Source organism: Streptomyces sp. NPDC017676 (assembly GCF_044329325.1).
Taxonomy (GTDB): Bacteria; Actinomycetota; Actinomycetes; order Streptomycetales; family Streptomycetaceae; genus Streptomyces.
In genome coordinates this window covers 1-17,932 of the sequence record NZ_JBIRJA010000042.1, presented here as the reverse complement: position 1 = coordinate 17,932, position 17,932 = coordinate 1, and the positions used below count along the sequence as shown (strand labels likewise).

Sequence of the window (17,932 nt, the reverse complement as noted above, 5' to 3'; positions counted from 1 at the left end):
ACGAGCAGCAGAGTGCCAAGCATCGGCCCTCAGCGTGTCAGGAACTGGCCCCGTTCACCCGTACGCGGTTGGGGACGTTCAGGTGTACGCCGACACTGGTGGCCTTGCGCGGGCGCCCCCGGGTGCTTCCCGGACCGGTCAGCACCCAGGGCCTGGCCGCCGGCGCGGGGCTGGACGACGAATCGGCTCGCCGGGTCGCGGCCGGAGAGTTGGACACCGCTTGGCGCATGCGGGGATCCGGGACGGTATCCGGCGACCGGCGGAGAGTGCCGGGTGTCGTTTCTGGACTGCTTCCACTGCGGAAACTGCCTGATCACCCGCTCCCACCTGCCACGGCTGCTGAGTCTGCTCGATGCCCTGGTTCAGCGACGGCAGCAGATGAGCGAGGCGGAGTGGTGGCACCGCTACGGGCCGATCTGGGCGGCGATCCGGCACGACGTGCTGGCGAAGTTCAGCCCGGCCGAGCTGGCCCGAGCCGAGGCGGACAAGGCCGGCGACGCGCTGTTGGACCTGGTCGAAGAGCCGTGGGAGACACCATGACGACCCCGGCCGCTGCCCAGAACCTGGAGCCGGAGGTGTTCGTGCTGTCGGCCTGGCCGCTCAAGCCCGGCCTCCGACTGGAGGACACCTCCCGATTCGCGGACTCCACCTGGCAGTTGGGACACGCGGTCCACCGCCTGAACGTGCGATCGCTCACCCTGTGCTTCGACCGGGTTCCCCAGCCGTTCCAGGCCACTGCGAAACAGCTCTGCCTCGCGATGCTGTCGGGCCCGCTGCCGCCGGCCGAGAAACGTCCTTGCCTGGAGACCGTCCACACCGGCTTCCAGGAGGCCATCCGCTTTCTGGCATGGGTCGACCAACGGCCGGAGCCACGGTTTCGGAGCCTGGCGACCCTGACCGGAGCGGACCTGCTGGACTACCAGGACATGCTGCGGCGAACCGTCCGGTCCGTGAGCGGCCGCAGCAAGGCCCGCTCAGCGGTCCGCTGGTTCTGGCGCTGGCGCGATCACCTCACCGACCGCCTCGCTTTCGACCCGCGACACATGGACGACTGGGGAGAGAAGTCCGTACGCGGACACCAGCGGCCGCAGGAGAACCGCACCCAGCGCATCCCCGAAGACGTCATGGGCCCGCTGTTCGTCTGGGCCCTGCGCTTCGTCGACCACTTCGCTGCGGACATCTGCGCGGCCGATGGGCAATGGCGGCGGCAACGCTGGGGCATGCCGGTCGACCGCACGACCAGGGTGAGTGAGGTCTCGCCCCGGGCAGCCCTGGAGGCCACGCTCGACACCTACCTCACACACAACCGGCCGCTGCCCGGCTGGCGGGGACAGCCGAACCTGCTCTGCATCGCCCGTCAGACCGGCTACCACCGCGCGATGTTCCGCGACCCCGCCCTGCGGCTGCTGGTCGAGTCCGCGGCCGCCGTCGTCGGTGTCGCCGAGACCGCCGGCTTCGACCTCGACATCCAGGGCCGGATGGACGGACGGCCCTGGATCGGCCAGATCGTCACCAGCCACTTCCACGACCACGGCCTGGCCATGCTCGCCCGGATGCTGCAGACCGCGGCCTACATCGTCATCGCCTACCTGAGCGGCATGCGCGACAGCGAGAACGGGGCGGAGTTGCATCTAATGCAGCACTCCGCAGGGCCCGAATAAGCGGGAATCCGCAGGTGATGGGCGTCTGCTCCGTCATCCTCTCGCACCGTGTGGGCGATCTACCAGCGGCTCTTGCGCTCCATTGAGGCTATCCCAACAATGTTGCACCTAACGCAACGGAGGTTGGAGTGGCGAAAGCGGCCGATTTGGCGGGTGCGGCACATCTGATGCTCGTGGACGGGATCTCCTACCTGGACCCCGAACCTGCCGTGTTCGAGGCCATGTTGGAGGGGTGGACCAAGCAGCAGCGGGCCCGCTTTCTGAAGTGGGACGGGTCAAGTGCTGGAAGCGCCCCACGCACACCTGCGTGAGCTGTGGAAAGACCGAAGCCGCTGCCCTCGTTGACGACGACGGGGCACTCTGCCACCTCTGCTATAACCGTCATCGTCGGCCACGGCGGCTCTGTGGTCGGTGCGGACAGCTAAAGCGTATCGCCCGCAACGCGCGCGACGGGCAGCCGGACCTCTGCGACGGCTGCTACCAGGGTCCCGAGGCCCCCTGCTCGATCTGCAGCCAGGTACGCCCCTGCGTGAGTCGCGACCAGCAGGGACAGCCGGTCTGCGGCACCTGTTACCGACGCACTCGCGCCGGGGAGCCGTGCGCCCGCTGCGGCCAGACCAAGCCGGTCAACGCGCGATGGCCGATCGGGCCAGTCTGCCATGTCTGCTACACCGCCCTGCTCCGGTCACCGGCCGAGTGCCCTTGCTGCGGCATCGTCCAGCCGCTGATCGCGCGGGACGACGACGGCTCCGAGGTCTGCGGACCATGTGTCGGCTTCGCCGCCGACTACTCCTGCCGCCAGTGCGGCCGGGCCGGCAACCCCTACAGCCGCGGCCGATGCGCTCACTGCGTCCTCGCCGAGCGGGTCAACGCCCTGCTGGCCGGGCCTGACGGCACGGTCGTCCCATAACTGGAGCCGATCGCAGTCGCGCTGGCGGATGCTCCTTCACCGTTCCGCGCCATTCAGTGGATCAAGGACAGCCCGAACACCAAGCTCCTCGCTCAACTGGCGGCCGAAGGCCGTGAGCTCACCCACGAGCTGCTGGACGAGCTCCCACCCGACCGGCACCAGCGCTACATCCGCCAACTCCTCGTCCACACCGGCATCTTGGACGAGCGGAACGAGGACATCGAACGCATCCCCGGCTGGCTGGAGCACGAACTCGCGAACAAACCAGCTGCGCACGCCAACCTCGCCCGCCCGTTCCTGCACTGGTTCCTGCTCCGGAGAGCACACCAGCGGGCCGCCATTCGCCGCCACCCCGCCTCCGCCGACCGTGACCTGCGGCGCCGCGTGAGGGTCGCCCTGGACTTCCTGGCCTGGCTGGACCAACGCGGCCTGGCCCTCGCCGACCTCGCCCAGGAGCACATCGACGACTGGATCGCCGGGGCCACCAGCCAGCGGCGCTACCTGATCCGATACTTCCTGAAATGGACAACGAGCCGCCGGCTCACCCGCGAACTGACCGTCCCCTCCATCCCGAGCCAGGAGCCCCAGGACCTGCTCGATGACGACGATCGCTGGCGGCTCCTCCAACGCTGCCTGACCGACGATGCCCTGCCGACGGACGTCCGGGCCGGCGGCGCGATTACCCTGCTGTTCGGCCTGTCCATGGAGCGTCTTTGCCACCTGACGCCTGAACACCTCAAGTTCGGTGACAATCACGACCACCTGGTCCTGGGCCGCCACCCCGTCCTGCTGCCTCCACGGCTCGCCGAGCTCCTTCGGCAACTTGCCGAACAGCCCCAACTGCGACCGCAGCTCTCGCGAGCCCACCAAGGCCCGCAGTGGCTCTTCCCTGGCATGGTCCCAGGCAAGCCGATCTCGACGCACGGCATGACCCAGAAACTCAACCGGCACGGCATCCTGGTTCGCACCGCGCGCAACGGGGCGCTGGCCGCCCTCGCTGCTGATCTCCCCAGCCCGATCCTCGCCGACGTGACCGGGATGCACCGCCACACCGCGCTCCGCTGGGTCGCCTACGCCCGACGCGACTGGGCCGAGTACCTCGCGGCCCGGGCCAAAGACTTGAAGGAACCGCCGGGTGGCGATTGCCGGTGAGGCGCACGATTCGTGCTGCGGCTGGCCAATCGATAAGGTGCCAGGTCACGACCGCACCCGTTCGATCCACGGGCCGGTCAGGGCTCTGCCGCAGTTCGTGGCACCTCCACGGCTGCCGTGCTGACCCCTGCCTGCTCGGGCCCTGGGACACGGGGGTGATCTTCACGGCGGGGCAGTCGGGCCCCGGCCGACGGGTCAGGAGGAACGAGTGGCACAGATCATCGCCGAGGTCTCACGGACGTTCAACGAGTTTCTGCTCTTGCCCAACCGGACCCGGACCGACTGCTCGCCCGCGACGGTCGAGCTGCGCACGCCCCTGGTACGGCACATCGTGGGCGAGCCATCGGCGATCGAGCTGTACTCCCCGTTCACGTCCGCGATCATGCAGGCCGTCAGCACACCGGAACTCGCGATCGCGCTCGCTCGCAACGGCGGTCTGAGCTTCCTGCACCACAACCAGTCGATCCAGGACCAGGTCGCAGCGGTCTGCCAAGTGAAGAACTTCAAGGCCGGATTCGTCACCAGCGATACGAACGTCCGGCCTGACGACAGCCTGGGTCTCCTGGTCGACATCATGCGCCGCACAGGTCACAGCACCGCCGCGGTCACCCACGACGGGACCGCCACCGGCCGCCTGCTCGGCCTGGTGACCTCCCGCGACTTCCACCCGCAACGCCACGACCTGGCCGAACCGGTCAGCGGGCGGATGACCGCCATCGCCGACTTGCCCCATGCAGGGCCTGACACCACGCTTTCCGAGGCCAACGCCCGGCTGTGGGACGAACGGCTGGACTGCCTCCCAGTGCTGGACGGCGAGGGCAACCTGCAGTATCTGGTGTTCCGATCCGACTACACGGACAACAAGCGATTCCCGAACCAGGTCGTGGACGCCGCCAAGCGCCTGCGCGTGGGCGCGGGCGTCAACACCCATGACTACCAGGAGCGCATCCCGGCCTTGGTGGAGGCGGGCGCGGACGCGCTGTGCTTCGACTCGTCCGACGGCTACAGCGACTGGCAAGCACAGGCCCTGACCTGGGTGAAGAAGCACTATCCCGAGATCCCGGTCGGCGGCGGCAACGTGGTCGACGGCGAGGGGTTCACCTTCCTCGCCGAGGCGGGGGCGGACTTCGTCAAGGTCGGTGTGGGCGGCGGTTCCATCTGTATCACTCGCGACCAGAAGGGCATCGGCCGCGGCCAGGCCAGCGCTGTGCTGGACGTCGCGACGGCCCGGGATGCCTTCCGCGAGCGCACCGGCGAGTATGTGCCGATCTGCTCCGACGGCGGCCTGGTCCACGACTACCACGTGGCCCTGGCGCTGGCGATGGGGGCCGACTTCGTCATGATGGGGCGTTACTTCGCGCGCTTCGACCAGGCGGCCGGCGCGAAACTACCCACCCGCGACGGCTTCGTGAAGGAGTACTGGGGTGAGGGCTCGAACCGTGCCCGTAACTGGCAGCGCTACGGTCAGGGCGGTCAAGGGCTGGTCTTCGAGGAAGGCGTGGACGGCTACGTCCCCTACGCAGGCGACCTCAACGAAGGGCTCGCCCTGACCGTCGCCAAGCTCAAGACCACGATGGTCTCCTGCGGTTCCGCCACCCTGCCTGAGTTCCAGTCCACGGCCCGGCTGACCCTCGTTTCAGACCAGAGCTTCCAGGAGAGCCACGCCAACGTCACCCTGCGAGACACCCCGACGACGGTCTCCTGACCAGCCGCCGAGGCTCATTGAGGACTACTGGCCGGAGGGGAATAGTGCACGGCCGGAATAACCCCCTCCCGCCAGTAGTCAAAGCCCTCGCCAGGGGCTGCCCGCGCACCGAGACGGACAGCACCGGAAGCCCCTACCGGTGGAAGGTGACCAGCCTGTCGTTCAAGGGCGAGTCCGATCCCCGCGGAGTGACGGCGACCTGGAACGTCGGCGAACCCGTCGCCCGCGCGATCACCGTGCTCGAGATGCTCCAGCCACCTGACGTCGACCACCTGTTCAACCGTCTCGACCACGGCGCAGGCGGCCACAATGGACGCCGCCATGCCGCCATGACCCCCGGCCAGACGAACGACAACCTCAACCACTTCGCCGCCTGGGTGAACCGCTACTGCGACAGCCACGGACGCCACGACGCCATCCCCGCGGTCAACGGCCGCTCCTTCAAGCTCCACACGGCCCAGTTCCGCCGCACCCTGGCCTGGTTCATCGCCCGCCGCCCCGGCGGGACCATCGCCGGAGCCCTCCAATACCGCCACCACAGCATCCAGGTCTTCGAGGGATACGCCGGCACCAGCGACTCCGGCTTCCGGGCAGAGGTCGAAAGCGAACAAGCCCTGGCCCGCGGCGAACACCTTCTCACCGTCATCGACGCTCACGAACACACCCGTCTGGCTGGCCCGGCAGCCGCCGAGGCCGCCCGCCGCCTCGAGGAGTTCGGACAGCGGACCCGCTTCCAGGGCACCGTCGTCCTCGACGACCGCAGACTCCGACGGATCATGAACCGGGACGACCCCGCGATCTATCCCGGCACCTACATCACCTGCGTCCACGACCCGGCCAAGGCCCTTTGCGAACGGGCCCGCCAAGGAGCCTTCGAAGGACTCGGCGACCACCCCCAGTGCCAGCCACTGGCCTGCCGCAACGTCGCCCTCACCAGGGAGAACACCGGCGCCTGGCAAGGAGAGATCGAACTGGTCGACCAGCAACTGGCCAGACGCCCACCGCTGCCGCCCCTCCTGCAGAACCGACTACTCATGCGCAAGCACCAGATCGAAGACTTCCTCGCCACCACCCAGGAGCCCTCGTGACCCGCCGCACCGACCTCCCATCCGAAGCGCGGGTCCGCGCGGCCCTGACCCGGCTCCGCCAAACGGCCACCGACACTGGCAAGCGCCCCACCGTCCTCGCCCTGGCCCGCGAGTTCGGGCTGAGCAACACCACCTTCCGCCGCCACTTCCCCGACATCGCCCGGAACATCGCCAAAGCCGCCCGCACCAGCGTACCCAAAGCCGACACCCCAACCAGCCACTACGACCGGCTCGTTGCCCGCAACGCCAAGCTGAAGCGGCGGAACATGGAGCTGACTGCCCACCTCGCCCTGGCCGCCGCCCGCATCCAGCAAGTCACCCTGGACAACCAGCGCCTGAAGCAGCAGCTCGAAGCCGTCACCGGTGTCACCCGTATCGGAACCCACGGCCGCCGACCCCAAGCCCGCTAAGGGGGCCTACGACCTGTCTGCCAAGCAGAGGATCGTCGATGAGGTCCAGGCCCGAAAGGCTCGCTTGCTGGCTAACAGGAACATGCAGGAGGGCCTCGGATTCCCAATGCGAGAGCTTTCCGACGCTGCCACCTGCAGCGTTCCAATCAAGCGCAAGAAGATCGTTCCCATGAAGACGACGGTCCCGGCCAAGCCGTTTCGCCCGGAACCTGCTCTGGCCGAAGCACACTACGAGGCGGCGGCCCTCGAAGTTGCGGAAACTATTGGTGCCCGGCTTGGCTCCTCTGATGGACTGACGCCCCCCCGTGAGTCTGCTGTGTCAGGAGATAGTGGTTGTGACGCAATATGACGTGCTTGCCGAGGTGTACGAATGGCTCATCTCGGATGCAAAGGTGCCTCCCGCCGAGTTCGCTGCGTCGTTCGATGACGTCCTCAGTCTCCTGCCGTCGAACGCTCACGTCCTCGACTGTTCGTGCGGAACCGGACAGTTGGCGGTTGGCCTCGCCGGTCGTGGCATGCAGGTTGTCGCAACTGACGCCAGCGAGGCGATGGTTCGTCGGACTGCAGAGCTGTCTGAGGAGTTCGGGGCGTCCGTCCGGGCCGTGCGGGCGAGCTGGGAAGAGTTGCCCGATCATTTCGAGGACGACACGTTCGACGTGGTGTTCTGCGTTGGCAACTCGCTTCACCATGCCGTGGGCGCGACAGGCAGGGGTGCTGCTCTGGAGTCGATGTCACGGCTTCTGCGCCCTGGCGGGCGCTTGGTGCTCACATCTCGCACTTGGGAACTCGTGAGGGCCAGAGGTTCCCGGCTGGACATCTGGGACCGACTCGTCCGCCGGAACGGTCGCGATGCCGTCGTAATTTACCGCTGGGAGATTGCGCCGCATTGGGAGGATGAGCACTATATCGAGATTGCGATCGCCCAAGTTGATGCGACTGGGCCGGTTCTTGTCCGCTCGGAACTGCTGTCCTGCTGGCCCTACCGGTACGAGGAACTCGAAGTCGAGCTGCACCGGGTCGGACTCCGGACGGAAGTGAGCACGTTCGATCTTGAGGCCGAGAACTACATGGTGGTCGCGAGCAAGGTATAGACGCCGGGCTCTCTCCTTCTTCGCCCTCGCCGCTTACGTCACCATCGACGCCATCCGGGCTCCTGACCGGCACCGGTGAAGCCGAGCACTCCACCCCCGGCATCGTTATCGCCGCACTGTCGCTGGCGGTCATGCCATTCCTGTCCGCCGCTCAGCGCAAGGCCGGACGCGAGCTCAGATCCGCGATCGCCGTCGCCGACTCCAAGCAGACCCTGCTCTGCACCTGCCTCTCCGCCGTCCTCCTGGTCGGCCTGAGCGCCAACAGTCTCTTCGGCTGGTCCTGGGCCGACCCGATCGCCGCCCTCGTCATCGCTGCCGTCGCCGTCAAAGAAGGCCGCGAAGCCTGGCGCGGAGATGCCTGCTGCAGCCCCATCCCCATCACCAACGCCGCCGCGGAGACCGACGCCTGCGCCTGCAATCCCGGCTGCACCTGCTGCAACTGACCGCCGTCCCGGGGGCTCAGCAAGCGGTCAACGGTCAGTCTCAAACAGTGGCCACAACCGCATCGCCGACGGCTACTACCTCCAGCCCGCCGGTCAGGTCGCGGCCAAGCCGTACAAACTCCTGGTCCAAGCCCTGTCACGGTCGTCGAAGGTGGCCGTCGCCAAGTACGCCTGGTCCGGCCGGGAAAGACTCGGCCTGCTGCGGGTACGCGACGACGTCCTGGTCCTGCACGCCATGCGCTGGCCCGACGAGATCCGCGACCCCACCGAACTGCTCCCGCCGCCGACCGAGGCGGAGATCGACAGTGCGCTCGCGCTCATGGACACCATGACGGTGGACGAGCTGGAGGGCCCCGAGTTCCAGGACCGCTACACCGAGGCCATCGCGCAGCTCATCGAGGCCAAGCGCGAGGACAAGCCGCTGCCGGAGCCACCGGAGCCGGAAGAGCCGGCCGCGGTGCTGGACCTGATGGCCGCGCTGCAGGCATCGGTGTCGAAGGCGAAGGCATCCCGCGGAGAACACGCCGGCCCGGCCGAGGTGCACGAGCTGCCGCAGCCGAAGAAGGCCGCCGCGAAGAAACAGCCGGCCAAGAAGGCCGCGGCGAAGAAGCCGGCCGCGAAGAAGACAGCCGGCCGGCGGCCTCGCAGCGCGTAGGTCAGGGGGCTTGTGCACCGGCCCCGTGCGCTCCGCGGGCCGTCCGGGCGGCCGGGAATGTCCAGCGGGCGGGCGTGGTTATGGAGAGCGTGGTGGTGAAGGGGACTGTGTCCCCGGGCCTCACCTATTGCCTGCGGGGACGATCGTTCGGCTGAAGCCCCGCAGTGCTTTTCGCCGCGTAGGCGACCACCCTTTCACGACCACACTCTTCACGGGTTCAGCCCCGGTCGGCGGCCACGCCGGCCGGGGCTGTTTCCTGCCCGGGGTCCGTGACCGGGCTGGGGTGCGGAGCGTTGCCACGGTCGTGGACGGCTACGAGGACCTGGACCTGGACGAGATCGACGGAACGGACGGCGTGGTGGGCGCCGTGGGGGCGGGGGCGGTGCCGGACTGGTGGGCGAGCTGCTGTAGTTCCGCGAGGGTCCCGCGGAAGACGTTGAGGTCGACGTCCTCCGAGTCGATGCCGGGCACCTTGCCATGTTCGGAGTACTGCCAGAACTTCCAGTGTCCTCCGGCACGCGGCAGGTCAGCCGGCTCGGTCGAGCCGCTCTGGTAGCGCGGCTGCCACAGGACATGGCCGATAAACAGCGATCCATCCCCGTTCATGCACTTGTCCACGAACGGCTTGCTGGCGTAGATGATCGGCTTGACGCCCATTTCCCTAGTGACCATGTTCAGGAAGGCGCCGACCTGCGCGGCGCTGAAGTTGCGCGGGCAGCTCCCGCCGCGCCTGAGCTCCAGGTCGAGCATGGGCGGAAGCTCTCCGGCGTTCTTACCGGTGTAGCCGACCGTCTTCACCGTCCGCACGAAGTTCTGTGCCTGGGCGGCGCCCGGGGTGAACCCCCAGAAGTGGTACGCACCGCGCATCAGTCCGGCCTGCTTCGCGCCCTGGAAGTCCCGCTGGAACCACTCGTCCGGTCCGGTCAGCGCCTTCAGTGGCCTTCGCGAACATGAAGGACTGGCCGGCCGAACGCACCTTCTTCCAGTCGATCGGCTCGCCGTGGTTGTAGTGGCTCGTATCCACAGGTGTAGGTGCCGGTGCGGGCACCTGCGATGTTGTCGAGGGTGTGTGGCTTGTTGTCCTTGCTGGTGTCGTTGTAGGTGTAAGTCGTGGTCTTGTCGCCGGTGGTGGTGTGCTGGGTTTCAGTCTTGCGCTGTCCGGCGGTGGTGTAGGTGTACGAGGTCCAGTAGGGGGCTGCGCCGTCGATGTTGGCGGTTGCGCGGCCGGATGTGGCGCAGTCTGCGGTCTTCGGGGTCCCCGGTCGAATTGTCCGCAGGCTTACCCCAGGCTTCGGTCATGCGGCGGTTGCCGTCGTAGGCGAAGCACTGGTAGTCGGGCTTGGTCGTGCCGCCCAGGGTGGTGGCGTCGAACGACAACAGCGGCAACACCATCTCCCGCCCCGGCCCCACAGCTCAGCAGACGCTGACCTGGAACACCGAAGGCGACCTGACCAAGCTCACCGAAAGCACGAAGGAGACCGGCTACCTCTACGACGCGAATGGCGAGCTACTGATCCGCCGAGCCAAGGGAGACGGCGAAACCATCCTCTACCTCGGCGCCGGCACAGAGCTCCACCTCACCGTCAAGGGCACCACGAAGACGCTCTCGGGCACCCGCTACTACACAGCGAATGGCCAGACCATCGCCGTCCGCACCGCCACCTCCGGCGTCTCCGGCACCAAAGCTCAGCTTCCTGGCCGCCGATCATCACGGCACCTCCAGCATCGCGCTCGACGCCACGACCTACGCGGTCACCAAGCGTTACACCACCCCCTTCGGCGCCCCCCGCGGCACCAAGCCCGCATCCTGGCCGGACGACAAGGCATTTCTGGGCTCACTCACGTCGACGCCCGCGAATATGACCCGGTAATCGGTCAATTCCTCAGCGTTGACCCATTGCTCAACGTCGAAGAACACCAATCCATCAACGGCTACGCCTACAGCAACAACAACCCCGCCACGCTCTCGGATCCGGCTGGCACCGACCCGTGCGGCGGACTCAAGTGCGGCCACGAAGGCGACAAGTGCAGTGATCCTGATATCTACTGTGGGGCCTCCAAGTCCGACGGTACAGCAGACACTTCGGGTGACTGGTTCGGTGATAGTGGGAGCACGACCAGCAACCGTGGTACCGCAGCCACTGGCAGCAATGATCCGACCCCTGCCCCGAGCCCAGGGCCGACACCGACGCCCGGCCCTTACAAGGGAAACGCTGCGAATGATCCGGTTCTGAGCGCTCTGAAATTCGTCTTCAATAAGTTTTTTGAGGAACCTGAACCTCAACTTATGTGCAATGCGGACGGATCGTATTGCCAATATATGCAAGTTAACCAAGCTGTCGTCCCGTGGGTTCCGGGTCCGGGTTGGGCTCGGGCTATGGGTATCGGAAGAGGTGCTGCGGGTTTCAAGGAACTCGCGGCCAGAATGCTTCCGGAATTCGTCGAAGGTAAGGCGACAGCCGGGGTTGGTGCCACTTCCACAGGGCGCGTATATCGCCTTGTCAGTGGGAATAAGAAAGCCGACTCTGAACTGATAGGAATAGTCGATAGGACGCTGCAAGAGAAGGGTGTTTTGAAGGTGAAATCGGCCCGCGCAAGTGATGTCGAGCAGAAGATGGCCGCCATTATGATTCGGGATGATATAGATAAGGCTGAAATCATTATCAATAATCCGACTGGTCCGTGTAGGCAGCCATTGGGATGCCATCAGACACTCGGCCCGATTCTGGGGAAGAGGGAGCTCACGGTATACTGGCCTGACGGAACAGGTGGCTTTCGGTCGTGGACCTACGGAGGTGCGAAGTAATGCGCGGTCGGGTGCAAGCGTACTATCGGAGCGAGCATGGAGATAATCCGGTTCTGCTGCAAAGCCCGAGTGATGTTGATGACTTGATCGACGCGCTCCTCGCAAGCCGACCATCGGAGAATCTGGCCGCTCTGCACAGCTTGGAACGTCCGCTCAATGAAGCAGGATTTCCCGACCATGAGCTGTTGGTTGGGGCTAATGGAAAGCTCCAAGTCGGAGTCCTTAGCTTTATGGACGAAGGAAACTTTGTTTCACTTGACCCCTTGAATGGAAGAGGAGAGATTTCTTACTCCATAATGGGAAGTGCAACGGAATTTCCGAGTCACTCAGAGGTGCCCATCACCCTTGTGCGTCAGGCTGTGAAGGAGTTCTTGTCCTCTGGTGGGCGGCGCCCGCAGTGTGTCCAATGGCAAGAGCCGGAATTCTGGTGATTGATTGCGTCCTGTGCCGGTGAGCACGCCTTGGATGGAGCTGCCCGCTGCCGGGCCGCGTCCGCGCCGTCCAGGACGGCGACGTCCCCTCGGCCCAGGCCGCTGCTGATGACCGACGCCGAAGCCGCCGACTGGCTCGCCACGGCGGCCGTGGAGATCTGAACGTCCGGACACACCACGGGCCCCAGGGAGTGAAGACATCCCTGGGGCCCGTGAAGTGTCCGAAGCGCAGCAGCTCGGTAGCGGTGACCGCGGCATCGTTCACAGCACTCCGAGCGGAACGAGACGAACAGGCCCTCAAGCAGCGAGCCTGTGTGCGCTCCACCGGCTGAGAAGCGGTCGGCACAGAGGCCGCGCGGAAGGCACGGTGCACTCCGGCCGACCCCGGATGGGGTGCGCCGTCGGCCGCCGCTGTCTCATCCGTCCCGCTGGCTCGGCCATCGCTCGGAACTGCGCGGTTGTGCGGTCGTCGCCCGCCGCCGTCCCGCGCGCCGCCGGGCGTCCCGCCCGCCTCGCGCGCCGGCTGCCCTGCTGCCCCGGGCCTGATCGGCGTCCCGGGTGGGCGCGGCCGGCCTGTCTGCCCCGGCGGCGTCGGCGCCGCCCCCTGGCTATAAGACCGCCGGCCTGGGGCGCCCCCTCCAGCCGGACGGTTACGGGGATCGGCCCTGCGAGGAGTGGCTGAGACTGTGTGTGGGTGGCGCCTGTGTCCCGGCGCTGGCGGGTGTTCTCTGGGCCAGGCAGGTGGGCGTCGCCGGGTCCAGGGCCAGCGGCGACCGCGCGCTGTACAGCCCAGGCATCCCCGGCTGGCCCGGGGCGCCGCGCGGCCGCGAGCAGGCTGTCGCCCCGCCCTGCAGAGCCCTCGCCGCGTAGACGACCGCCCTCCATGATCACACCGGCACATGGGCCGGCCGCGCTGGCAGGAGCCGTTGCTTCAGTCCCCGATGCCGAGGGCCGTGTCGGGTCGGCAGTGCATGCACGGCGGCACCCCGCTTCGGAGCGCGTCGAGGGCCTGCTCGCGCGTGGCCGGCCGGCAGCGGCCGCTCTTCTTCGCGGCCCAGCAGCCGCCGACGTGGACGGCGTCGACGTTGGCCCGGTTCAGGCCGTACTGGATCAGCCAGTCCGCACGCGCCGGCCGCCTCTGCTCACCCCGGCGCCGCTCCGCCTCCCGCCGCTCCTCCTCGGCGATCCAGCGGTCTATGAGCCCCAACTGCCGCGGACGGCCTGCTGCTCCACGACGCGCCGGGCGAAGCGCAGCGCGTCCAGACGCGACAGCGGCTGCTCGCCACCCACCTGCTCCTCCCGGCCTGCCGTGTCTTCGTTTGCTCTCAAATTCGAACAAGATATCTAATTGGATTATGCATCGCGTCGACTACCTCACCGAGACCCAGGAGCGCATCCTGAGGAACCGACAGCGGAACTCGTCGCTCTGCTGAACCTGATCCGCCGTTACATGGGCGAGCTAGACTGGTCCTATCAGGTGCTGCAGAGGAACACCGGCGTCTCACGCAGTACGTGGAACCGCTGGTACACACACAAGAAGCTCCCCAAGCGCGAAGCGCTGGTCAAGTTCGCCGAAGCCGCTCCTCGCACCGTGAACCGAGACGAACTCTTAGGGCTGTGGGAAGCGGCATGGCAGGCGAAGCAGGCGCGTGTGGCGGACCGCGTTCCGGACGGCGCCGGACAGGCAGACCGAGACGCCACGGCCACTCCGGCGACGACATCGACAGCCGAGCAGCAGGCATCAACCGCAACGACGTCGCATACGGAGCCCAAGAAGCGATCCGGCAAGAAGACCGGGCGGGTCCTGGCCGGCATCATGAGCGCGGTCATCCTAGGGGGCGGCGCGGCCGTCTGGGGCATCAAAGCCAGCGCCGACAACTCAGCCAAGAGCCCAGCAGAGTCCCCTTCGGCGACACCCACCACGTCGGTGAAGGCCTCGCCGCTGGCGACCTGCCACAGCGACTCCTGCACCTCGGTGAAGCCGGAGGATGCCGTCTGTTCGCAAGACGCCATCACCGTCTACAGCGGTAGCAAGTTCGGCGTGACGATCGAACTCCGGTACAGCCCTCGCTGCGCCGCCGCTTGGGCCAAGATGAGCAACACGTCGCCGGGGGACCGCGTCATAATCACCCCCAAACGCGGTGGTTCCCAGGAATACCGCCAGCAATATGGTCACGACGCCCACACCCGCATGGTCTCCGTGACCCGCCCCGAAGATGCTCGCGCCTGCGCGAAGGTTCAGGACCGCGGCACCGTATGCGCCGCCACATCAGCTACGTCCAGTCCCACCCCAACCTGACCACCTGCCCCCATCCCGAACGTGTGAACGGGCCACTCCAGCACGGAGCGGCCCGTTCACACGTTCGGAACGATGTGCACGGTCCGTCTCCTTGCGGACGGGAACCGGCTGGAGTGTTCGTTTGTGGTGTTGCGGGCTGGCCTGCTGCCACAGATGCAGATTTGTAACGATGGTCCAGTAACAATTTATGACCCTGATCATGACGTCTGTGGGGGTCTGCGACAAGTGCCAGCAGACCCCCACAGACGTTCTCGACTCGGCCGCTGCTGTGTAACCGGTGGAGCGACGCAGCTCGGGTTACCAGCGCATCCCGAGCTGGTCCAGCTCGGCGCGGCGTTCGGGGGTGAGTTTGTCGGCCCGCCGGCGGGTGTTGTCCAGCCACGTCCCGAGCTTGATGTCGACCGCTTCGCCGTCGACGTCCAGGCGTTCGATGTGCTTGCGGGCTGGGCGTAGGTGGCCTTCGCGGGCGTGGTACTGCCGGGCTGCGCGCAGGTTGAGCGCCCACTTGTCGCCTGCGGTGAGTTTCCCGGGCCGGGCTGCGGGGCCGGCGGGCTCCAGCCCGAGCGTGCTGCCCAGGAGCCACTGCTGCGCGGGGGACAGCTTGTCCCACCCTTGCCGCTGCGCCGCCGCCCATGCCCCGAGGTCTTCGCCCTGGACGACGAGTTCACCGGCTGCCTCGGGGAGGGCGCCCCCGGCCCCAACGTGGGTGCGGGTGAGGGTGAAGCAGCGCTGCCATGCCACGTCCCACCCGAGCGGGCACCATCCCGGGTCGATGGCCTCCAAAGCCTCCAGGCGGCTCTCTGGCAGCTCTCCTGCGCCCACGGGCAGGGTTTCCCCGGCGGCGCGCCGTTCGGCGTTCTCCAGGGCTCTGCGGGCCTCGGCGCGCCGGTTCTTGGCCCACACCCCGATGGGGTACCCACCGTCCCCGACCGCGTTGACCGGGGGCAGGAAGTGGCCGTGTGCGGCGGCCCAGGCTCGTGCGACCGTGAGACCTTCCTCCCACGCGACGTCGTAGTGGGACCACACCATGCCCAGCTTCTCCAGCTGCTTGACGCGGGCAGCTTCCAGGGTCCCGGCGTTGTAGTAGCGGCGCAGGTCGGCGAGCCACCGCCCGAGCGGGAACCCCGCGCCGGCCGACTCGTCCTCGCCCATCATGTAGTCGTAGGGCACCCGCAGTTGCCCGCCGCCGGTCTCCCGCCGCCACCGGGTGGCCGCCGCGATCCCGCGCCGCCAGTACGTGTTCTCCGGGTCGATCACCCGCAGACTCACGAACTGGGCGAGCAACGCGGGGTCGCGCGGCGTGCTGAAGCGGAGCAGGCCCGCCGCTGCCTGGCTCACCCACACGTCATCCTCGGCGCCCGCGTCCGCCCCGGGACCGTCCTCGGCGCCCTGGTCCCGGTCCTCGTCGTCCTGGTCCTGGTCCTCGGCGAGCTCGGCGCCCGACTCGACTTCCGACAGCGGTACTTGAGTCTCGTCGTTGCCGGTCCGGCGTCCGCTGCGCTGCCGTGGATCGGCCAACGCTTCGATGGTGTCGGCATCGTGCGCACGGAGCGCCCCGAGCACCTTCGCGAGGGTCCCGTACGCATCCGACGTCAAAAGGTCATCGACATCCTCATCCGGACCGAGAAATACCGGCACCACCAAAGACGCCAATTTCCCCTCACCCGGACTCAAACGCAAGGCGCGCCCGACCATTTGCACGATGTCGACCATGGACCCCCGCGCATCGCAGAATGCGACCGCATCACACTGCGCCGTATCCACGCCTTCCCCCAGCACTTTCACAGAGCTGAGAACACGCACCGCCGCCGGGATATCCGACCGGGCACCACCGATGAAATCGGAAGCGAATTCGGCCAGAACTTCACGCCGATATCCGGGGGCGTGCTCCCCGTGGAGCCAGTCCGCCCAGACCCGCTCCGCCGCCGGGAACGCTTCCGGGTCGTCCTCGGCGAACCGGGCCGCCACGGACCGAACGCCCCGGGCCATGGCCTCCGCCTCCGACACTCGGCTGTGGAAGGTCAGGATGCGCCGCAGCCGCTCGCGCGCGGCGGCCGTCAGCAGCCCGGTCTGAAGGGCCGCGAGCCGCGCCCCGCGCACCCGGTCCGACCCTCCCGTTTCTTCGGTGAGCGCGGCGTAGAGGTCGGGGTCCCGGATGTCCAGGCACACCACCTGGTACGGCGCCACGATGCCCCGCTGGATCGCCTCGCTGAGCTTGAGCTTGTACGCCACCGGCCCAAAGATCGGGCTGTCCTCATCCATGGACGCCACCAGCCGGGGCTGGTCTCCCTCGGCCTCCCACACGCGCGGCGTCGCCGTCATGTAAAGCCTGCGCACCGCAGGAATCCGCTCCTGATGGTGCACCGCCGCCCACGGCTTCAACCCGTCCCCACTTGTCCTGTGGGCCTCGTCCACGATCATCAGGTCCCACACCGGCAGGCCCGCCTCGTGCGCCCGCTGGAGCTTGCCCAGACCCACCGCCGCGTAGGTCGCGAACACCGTGACCGTCTCCAGGTCCCGCACCCACGTGACGAGTTCGGCCGGGTCGGTGGTGCACGGGACGCCATCGGACTCTTCGGGCCGCAGGTCGCAGACCCCGACCATCGTGCCCCGTCGACCGCCTCGGCGCCATGCGCCGGCCATCTGTGCCAGCAGGTCCCGCGTCGGCACCAGGACCAGCACCCGCCGCGCGGACAGCCGCCGCGCGGATTCCACAGCAATCAGCGTCTTGCCCGATCCGGTCGCGGCGATTACCTGCGTGCGTAGACCCTCCGGGGGAATGTTTCCCCCGGGTGGGTCCTGAAGGTGATTCACCACGGCGTCTACGGCTTCGGCCTGATGCGGTCGCAATTCGATGTGAGGCATTCGGAGACCCGCTTTCTGCTCGGCTATACAGAGGTGACGAGTGGTGATTTCCCGTTGTCATCAGTGGTACTGACGGACCGGAATTTCCTCCGCACGTGCTGAGGGGAGGAGCCGGGGGAGGGGGTGCGTTCTGAGCCCATACTCTATCCCGAGGGTGCGTCATGACGCACGAAGGTTGGGGAAGGGTCGTCAGATTGGTTGGTTCTGGTGTGGGTTGGGAGTGAGGGGGTGGTAGTCTCCCGGTTGTTGGGCCCCCGAGTTGGGGGCCTCGGGCCCGGCGGGGCGAGCGGGGGTGACACCCCGTCAGTCCAGCGGTCGGCAACCGGCATCGGCACCGCAGCTGCCTCAGGCGGGCGCGGAGCGCACGCCGTTCGCCCGGAGACGGGGCGCGGAGCGGCCCGGCACCGGGCAGGAAT

Annotated in this window: 18 protein-coding genes and 2 pseudogenes; 14 read left to right on the top strand and 6 right to left on the bottom strand. The window is 67.5% G+C overall.

The genetic code is table 11. The annotated features are described in order from the left end of the window. Nucleotides 1-273: 273 nt before the first annotated feature. From ACH4LD_RS42705 to ACH4LD_RS42695, 3 genes are all read left to right on the top strand, one after another. Nucleotides 274-540, top strand: a complete 267-nt coding sequence (locus tag ACH4LD_RS42705) for a hypothetical protein (protein WP_398059755.1) — start codon at nt 274-276, stop codon at nt 538-540. Beyond that, entirely contained in the window at nt 537-1,661 is a 1,125-nt protein-coding gene (locus tag ACH4LD_RS42700) for a hypothetical protein (protein WP_398059754.1), read from the top strand. The genes ACH4LD_RS42705 and ACH4LD_RS42700 overlap by 4 nt, the downstream gene beginning before the upstream one ends. Before the next feature lie 529 nt (nt 1,662-2,190). Continuing rightward, nucleotides 2,191-2,571, top strand: a complete 381-nt coding sequence (locus ACH4LD_RS42695; RefSeq protein ID WP_398059752.1) for a hypothetical protein — start codon at nt 2,191-2,193, stop codon at nt 2,569-2,571. A 36-nt stretch (nt 2,572-2,607) separates the two neighbouring features. On the opposite strand, the gene ACH4LD_RS42690 is transcribed toward ACH4LD_RS42695, so the two are convergent. Further along, nucleotides 2,608-2,760 (bottom strand): hypothetical protein, encoded by a 153-nt coding sequence (locus ACH4LD_RS42690; protein WP_398059750.1) that lies wholly within the window; start codon nt 2,758-2,760, stop codon nt 2,608-2,610. A 9-nt stretch (nt 2,761-2,769) separates the two neighbouring features. Here ACH4LD_RS42690 and ACH4LD_RS42685 point away from each other — a divergent pair, with 9 nt between their 5' ends. From ACH4LD_RS42685 to ACH4LD_RS42655, 7 genes and pseudogenes are all read left to right on the top strand, one after another. Next, complete coding sequence (locus ACH4LD_RS42685; protein WP_398059748.1) at nt 2,770-3,723, top strand: hypothetical protein; 954 nt, start codon at nt 2,770-2,772, stop codon at nt 3,721-3,723. Nucleotides 3,724-3,931: 208 nt separating this feature from the next. Then, nucleotides 3,932-5,428 (top strand): IMP dehydrogenase, encoded by a 1,497-nt coding sequence (locus ACH4LD_RS42680; RefSeq protein WP_398059746.1) that lies wholly within the window; start codon nt 3,932-3,934, stop codon nt 5,426-5,428. Between the two features lie 146 nt (nt 5,429-5,574). Further along, the gene (locus tag ACH4LD_RS42675) at nt 5,575-6,516 is read left to right on the top strand and encodes a hypothetical protein (protein WP_398059744.1); all 942 of its coding nucleotides are present in this window, start codon (nt 5,575-5,577) and stop codon (nt 6,514-6,516) included. Further along, entirely contained in the window at nt 6,513-6,926 is a 414-nt protein-coding gene (locus tag ACH4LD_RS42670; RefSeq protein ID WP_398059742.1) for a hypothetical protein, read from the top strand. The genes ACH4LD_RS42675 and ACH4LD_RS42670 overlap by 4 nt, the downstream gene beginning before the upstream one ends. Before the next feature lie 335 nt (nt 6,927-7,261). Then, entirely contained in the window at nt 7,262-8,017 is a 756-nt protein-coding gene (locus ACH4LD_RS42665; protein WP_398059740.1) for a class I SAM-dependent methyltransferase, read from the top strand. Nucleotides 8,018-8,024: 7 nt separating this feature from the next. Further along, a pseudogene (locus ACH4LD_RS42660) lies at nt 8,025-8,460 on the top strand (cation transporter); the annotation flags it as partial. Further along, nucleotides 8,372-9,115 (top strand): Ku protein, encoded by a 744-nt coding sequence (locus ACH4LD_RS42655; RefSeq protein WP_398059738.1) that lies wholly within the window; start codon nt 8,372-8,374, stop codon nt 9,113-9,115. The pseudogene ACH4LD_RS42660 and the gene ACH4LD_RS42655, both read left to right, overlap by 89 nt. A 312-nt stretch (nt 9,116-9,427) precedes the next feature. Here the strand turns inward: ACH4LD_RS42655 and ACH4LD_RS42650 are convergent, their stop codons facing one another. After that, the gene (locus tag ACH4LD_RS42650) at nt 9,428-10,042 is read right to left on the bottom strand and encodes a glycoside hydrolase family 25 protein (RefSeq protein ID WP_398059759.1); all 615 of its coding nucleotides are present in this window, start codon (nt 10,040-10,042) and stop codon (nt 9,428-9,430) included. Nucleotides 10,043-10,140: 98 nt separating this feature from the next. Beyond that, a pseudogene (locus ACH4LD_RS42645) lies at nt 10,141-10,486 on the bottom strand (hypothetical protein); the annotation flags it as partial. On the opposite strand from ACH4LD_RS42645, the gene ACH4LD_RS42640 reads away from it, so the two are divergent. Genes ACH4LD_RS42640 through ACH4LD_RS42630 form a run of 3 tightly spaced genes read left to right on the top strand, consistent with a single transcriptional unit; the run spans nt 10,461 to nt 12,514 of the window. Beyond that, complete coding sequence (locus ACH4LD_RS42640; RefSeq protein WP_398059757.1) at nt 10,461-11,921, top strand: DddA-like double-stranded DNA deaminase toxin; 1,461 nt, start codon at nt 10,461-10,463, stop codon at nt 11,919-11,921. The pseudogene ACH4LD_RS42645 and the gene ACH4LD_RS42640 sit on opposite strands and share 26 nt — an antisense overlap. Beyond that, nucleotides 11,921-12,352 (top strand): Imm1 family immunity protein, encoded by a 432-nt coding sequence (locus ACH4LD_RS42635; protein WP_398059736.1) that lies wholly within the window; start codon nt 11,921-11,923, stop codon nt 12,350-12,352. Before ACH4LD_RS42640 ends, ACH4LD_RS42635 begins: the two co-directional genes overlap by 1 nt. A gap of 30 nt (nt 12,353-12,382) precedes the next feature. Further along, nucleotides 12,383-12,514, top strand: coding sequence for a hypothetical protein (locus ACH4LD_RS42630; RefSeq protein WP_398059734.1), 132 nt, complete (start codon nt 12,383-12,385; stop codon nt 12,512-12,514). A 769-nt stretch (nt 12,515-13,283) separates the two neighbouring features. Here ACH4LD_RS42630 and ACH4LD_RS42625 read toward each other — a convergent pair. After that, complete coding sequence (locus tag ACH4LD_RS42625; protein ID WP_398059732.1) at nt 13,284-13,559, bottom strand: DUF6233 domain-containing protein; 276 nt, start codon at nt 13,557-13,559, stop codon at nt 13,284-13,286. Then, nucleotides 13,547-13,681: a hypothetical protein gene (locus ACH4LD_RS42620; protein ID WP_398059730.1), complete on the bottom strand. Its 135-nt coding sequence runs from the start codon at nt 13,679-13,681 to the stop codon at nt 13,547-13,549. The genes ACH4LD_RS42625 and ACH4LD_RS42620 overlap by 13 nt, the downstream gene beginning before the upstream one ends. A 121-nt stretch (nt 13,682-13,802) precedes the next feature. Between ACH4LD_RS42620 and ACH4LD_RS42615 the strand changes: the two genes are divergently transcribed. Further along, on the top strand, nt 13,803-14,651 hold the full coding sequence (locus tag ACH4LD_RS42615; protein ID WP_398059728.1) for a DUF2690 domain-containing protein: 849 nt from the start codon (nt 13,803-13,805) through the stop codon (nt 14,649-14,651). Between the two features lie 297 nt (nt 14,652-14,948). Here ACH4LD_RS42615 and ACH4LD_RS42610 read toward each other — a convergent pair whose 3' ends face one another. Continuing rightward, nucleotides 14,949-17,516, bottom strand: a complete 2,568-nt coding sequence (locus ACH4LD_RS42610) for a Helicase associated domain protein (protein ID WP_398059726.1) — start codon at nt 17,514-17,516, stop codon at nt 14,949-14,951. Nucleotides 17,517-17,932: the final 416 nt, after the last annotated feature.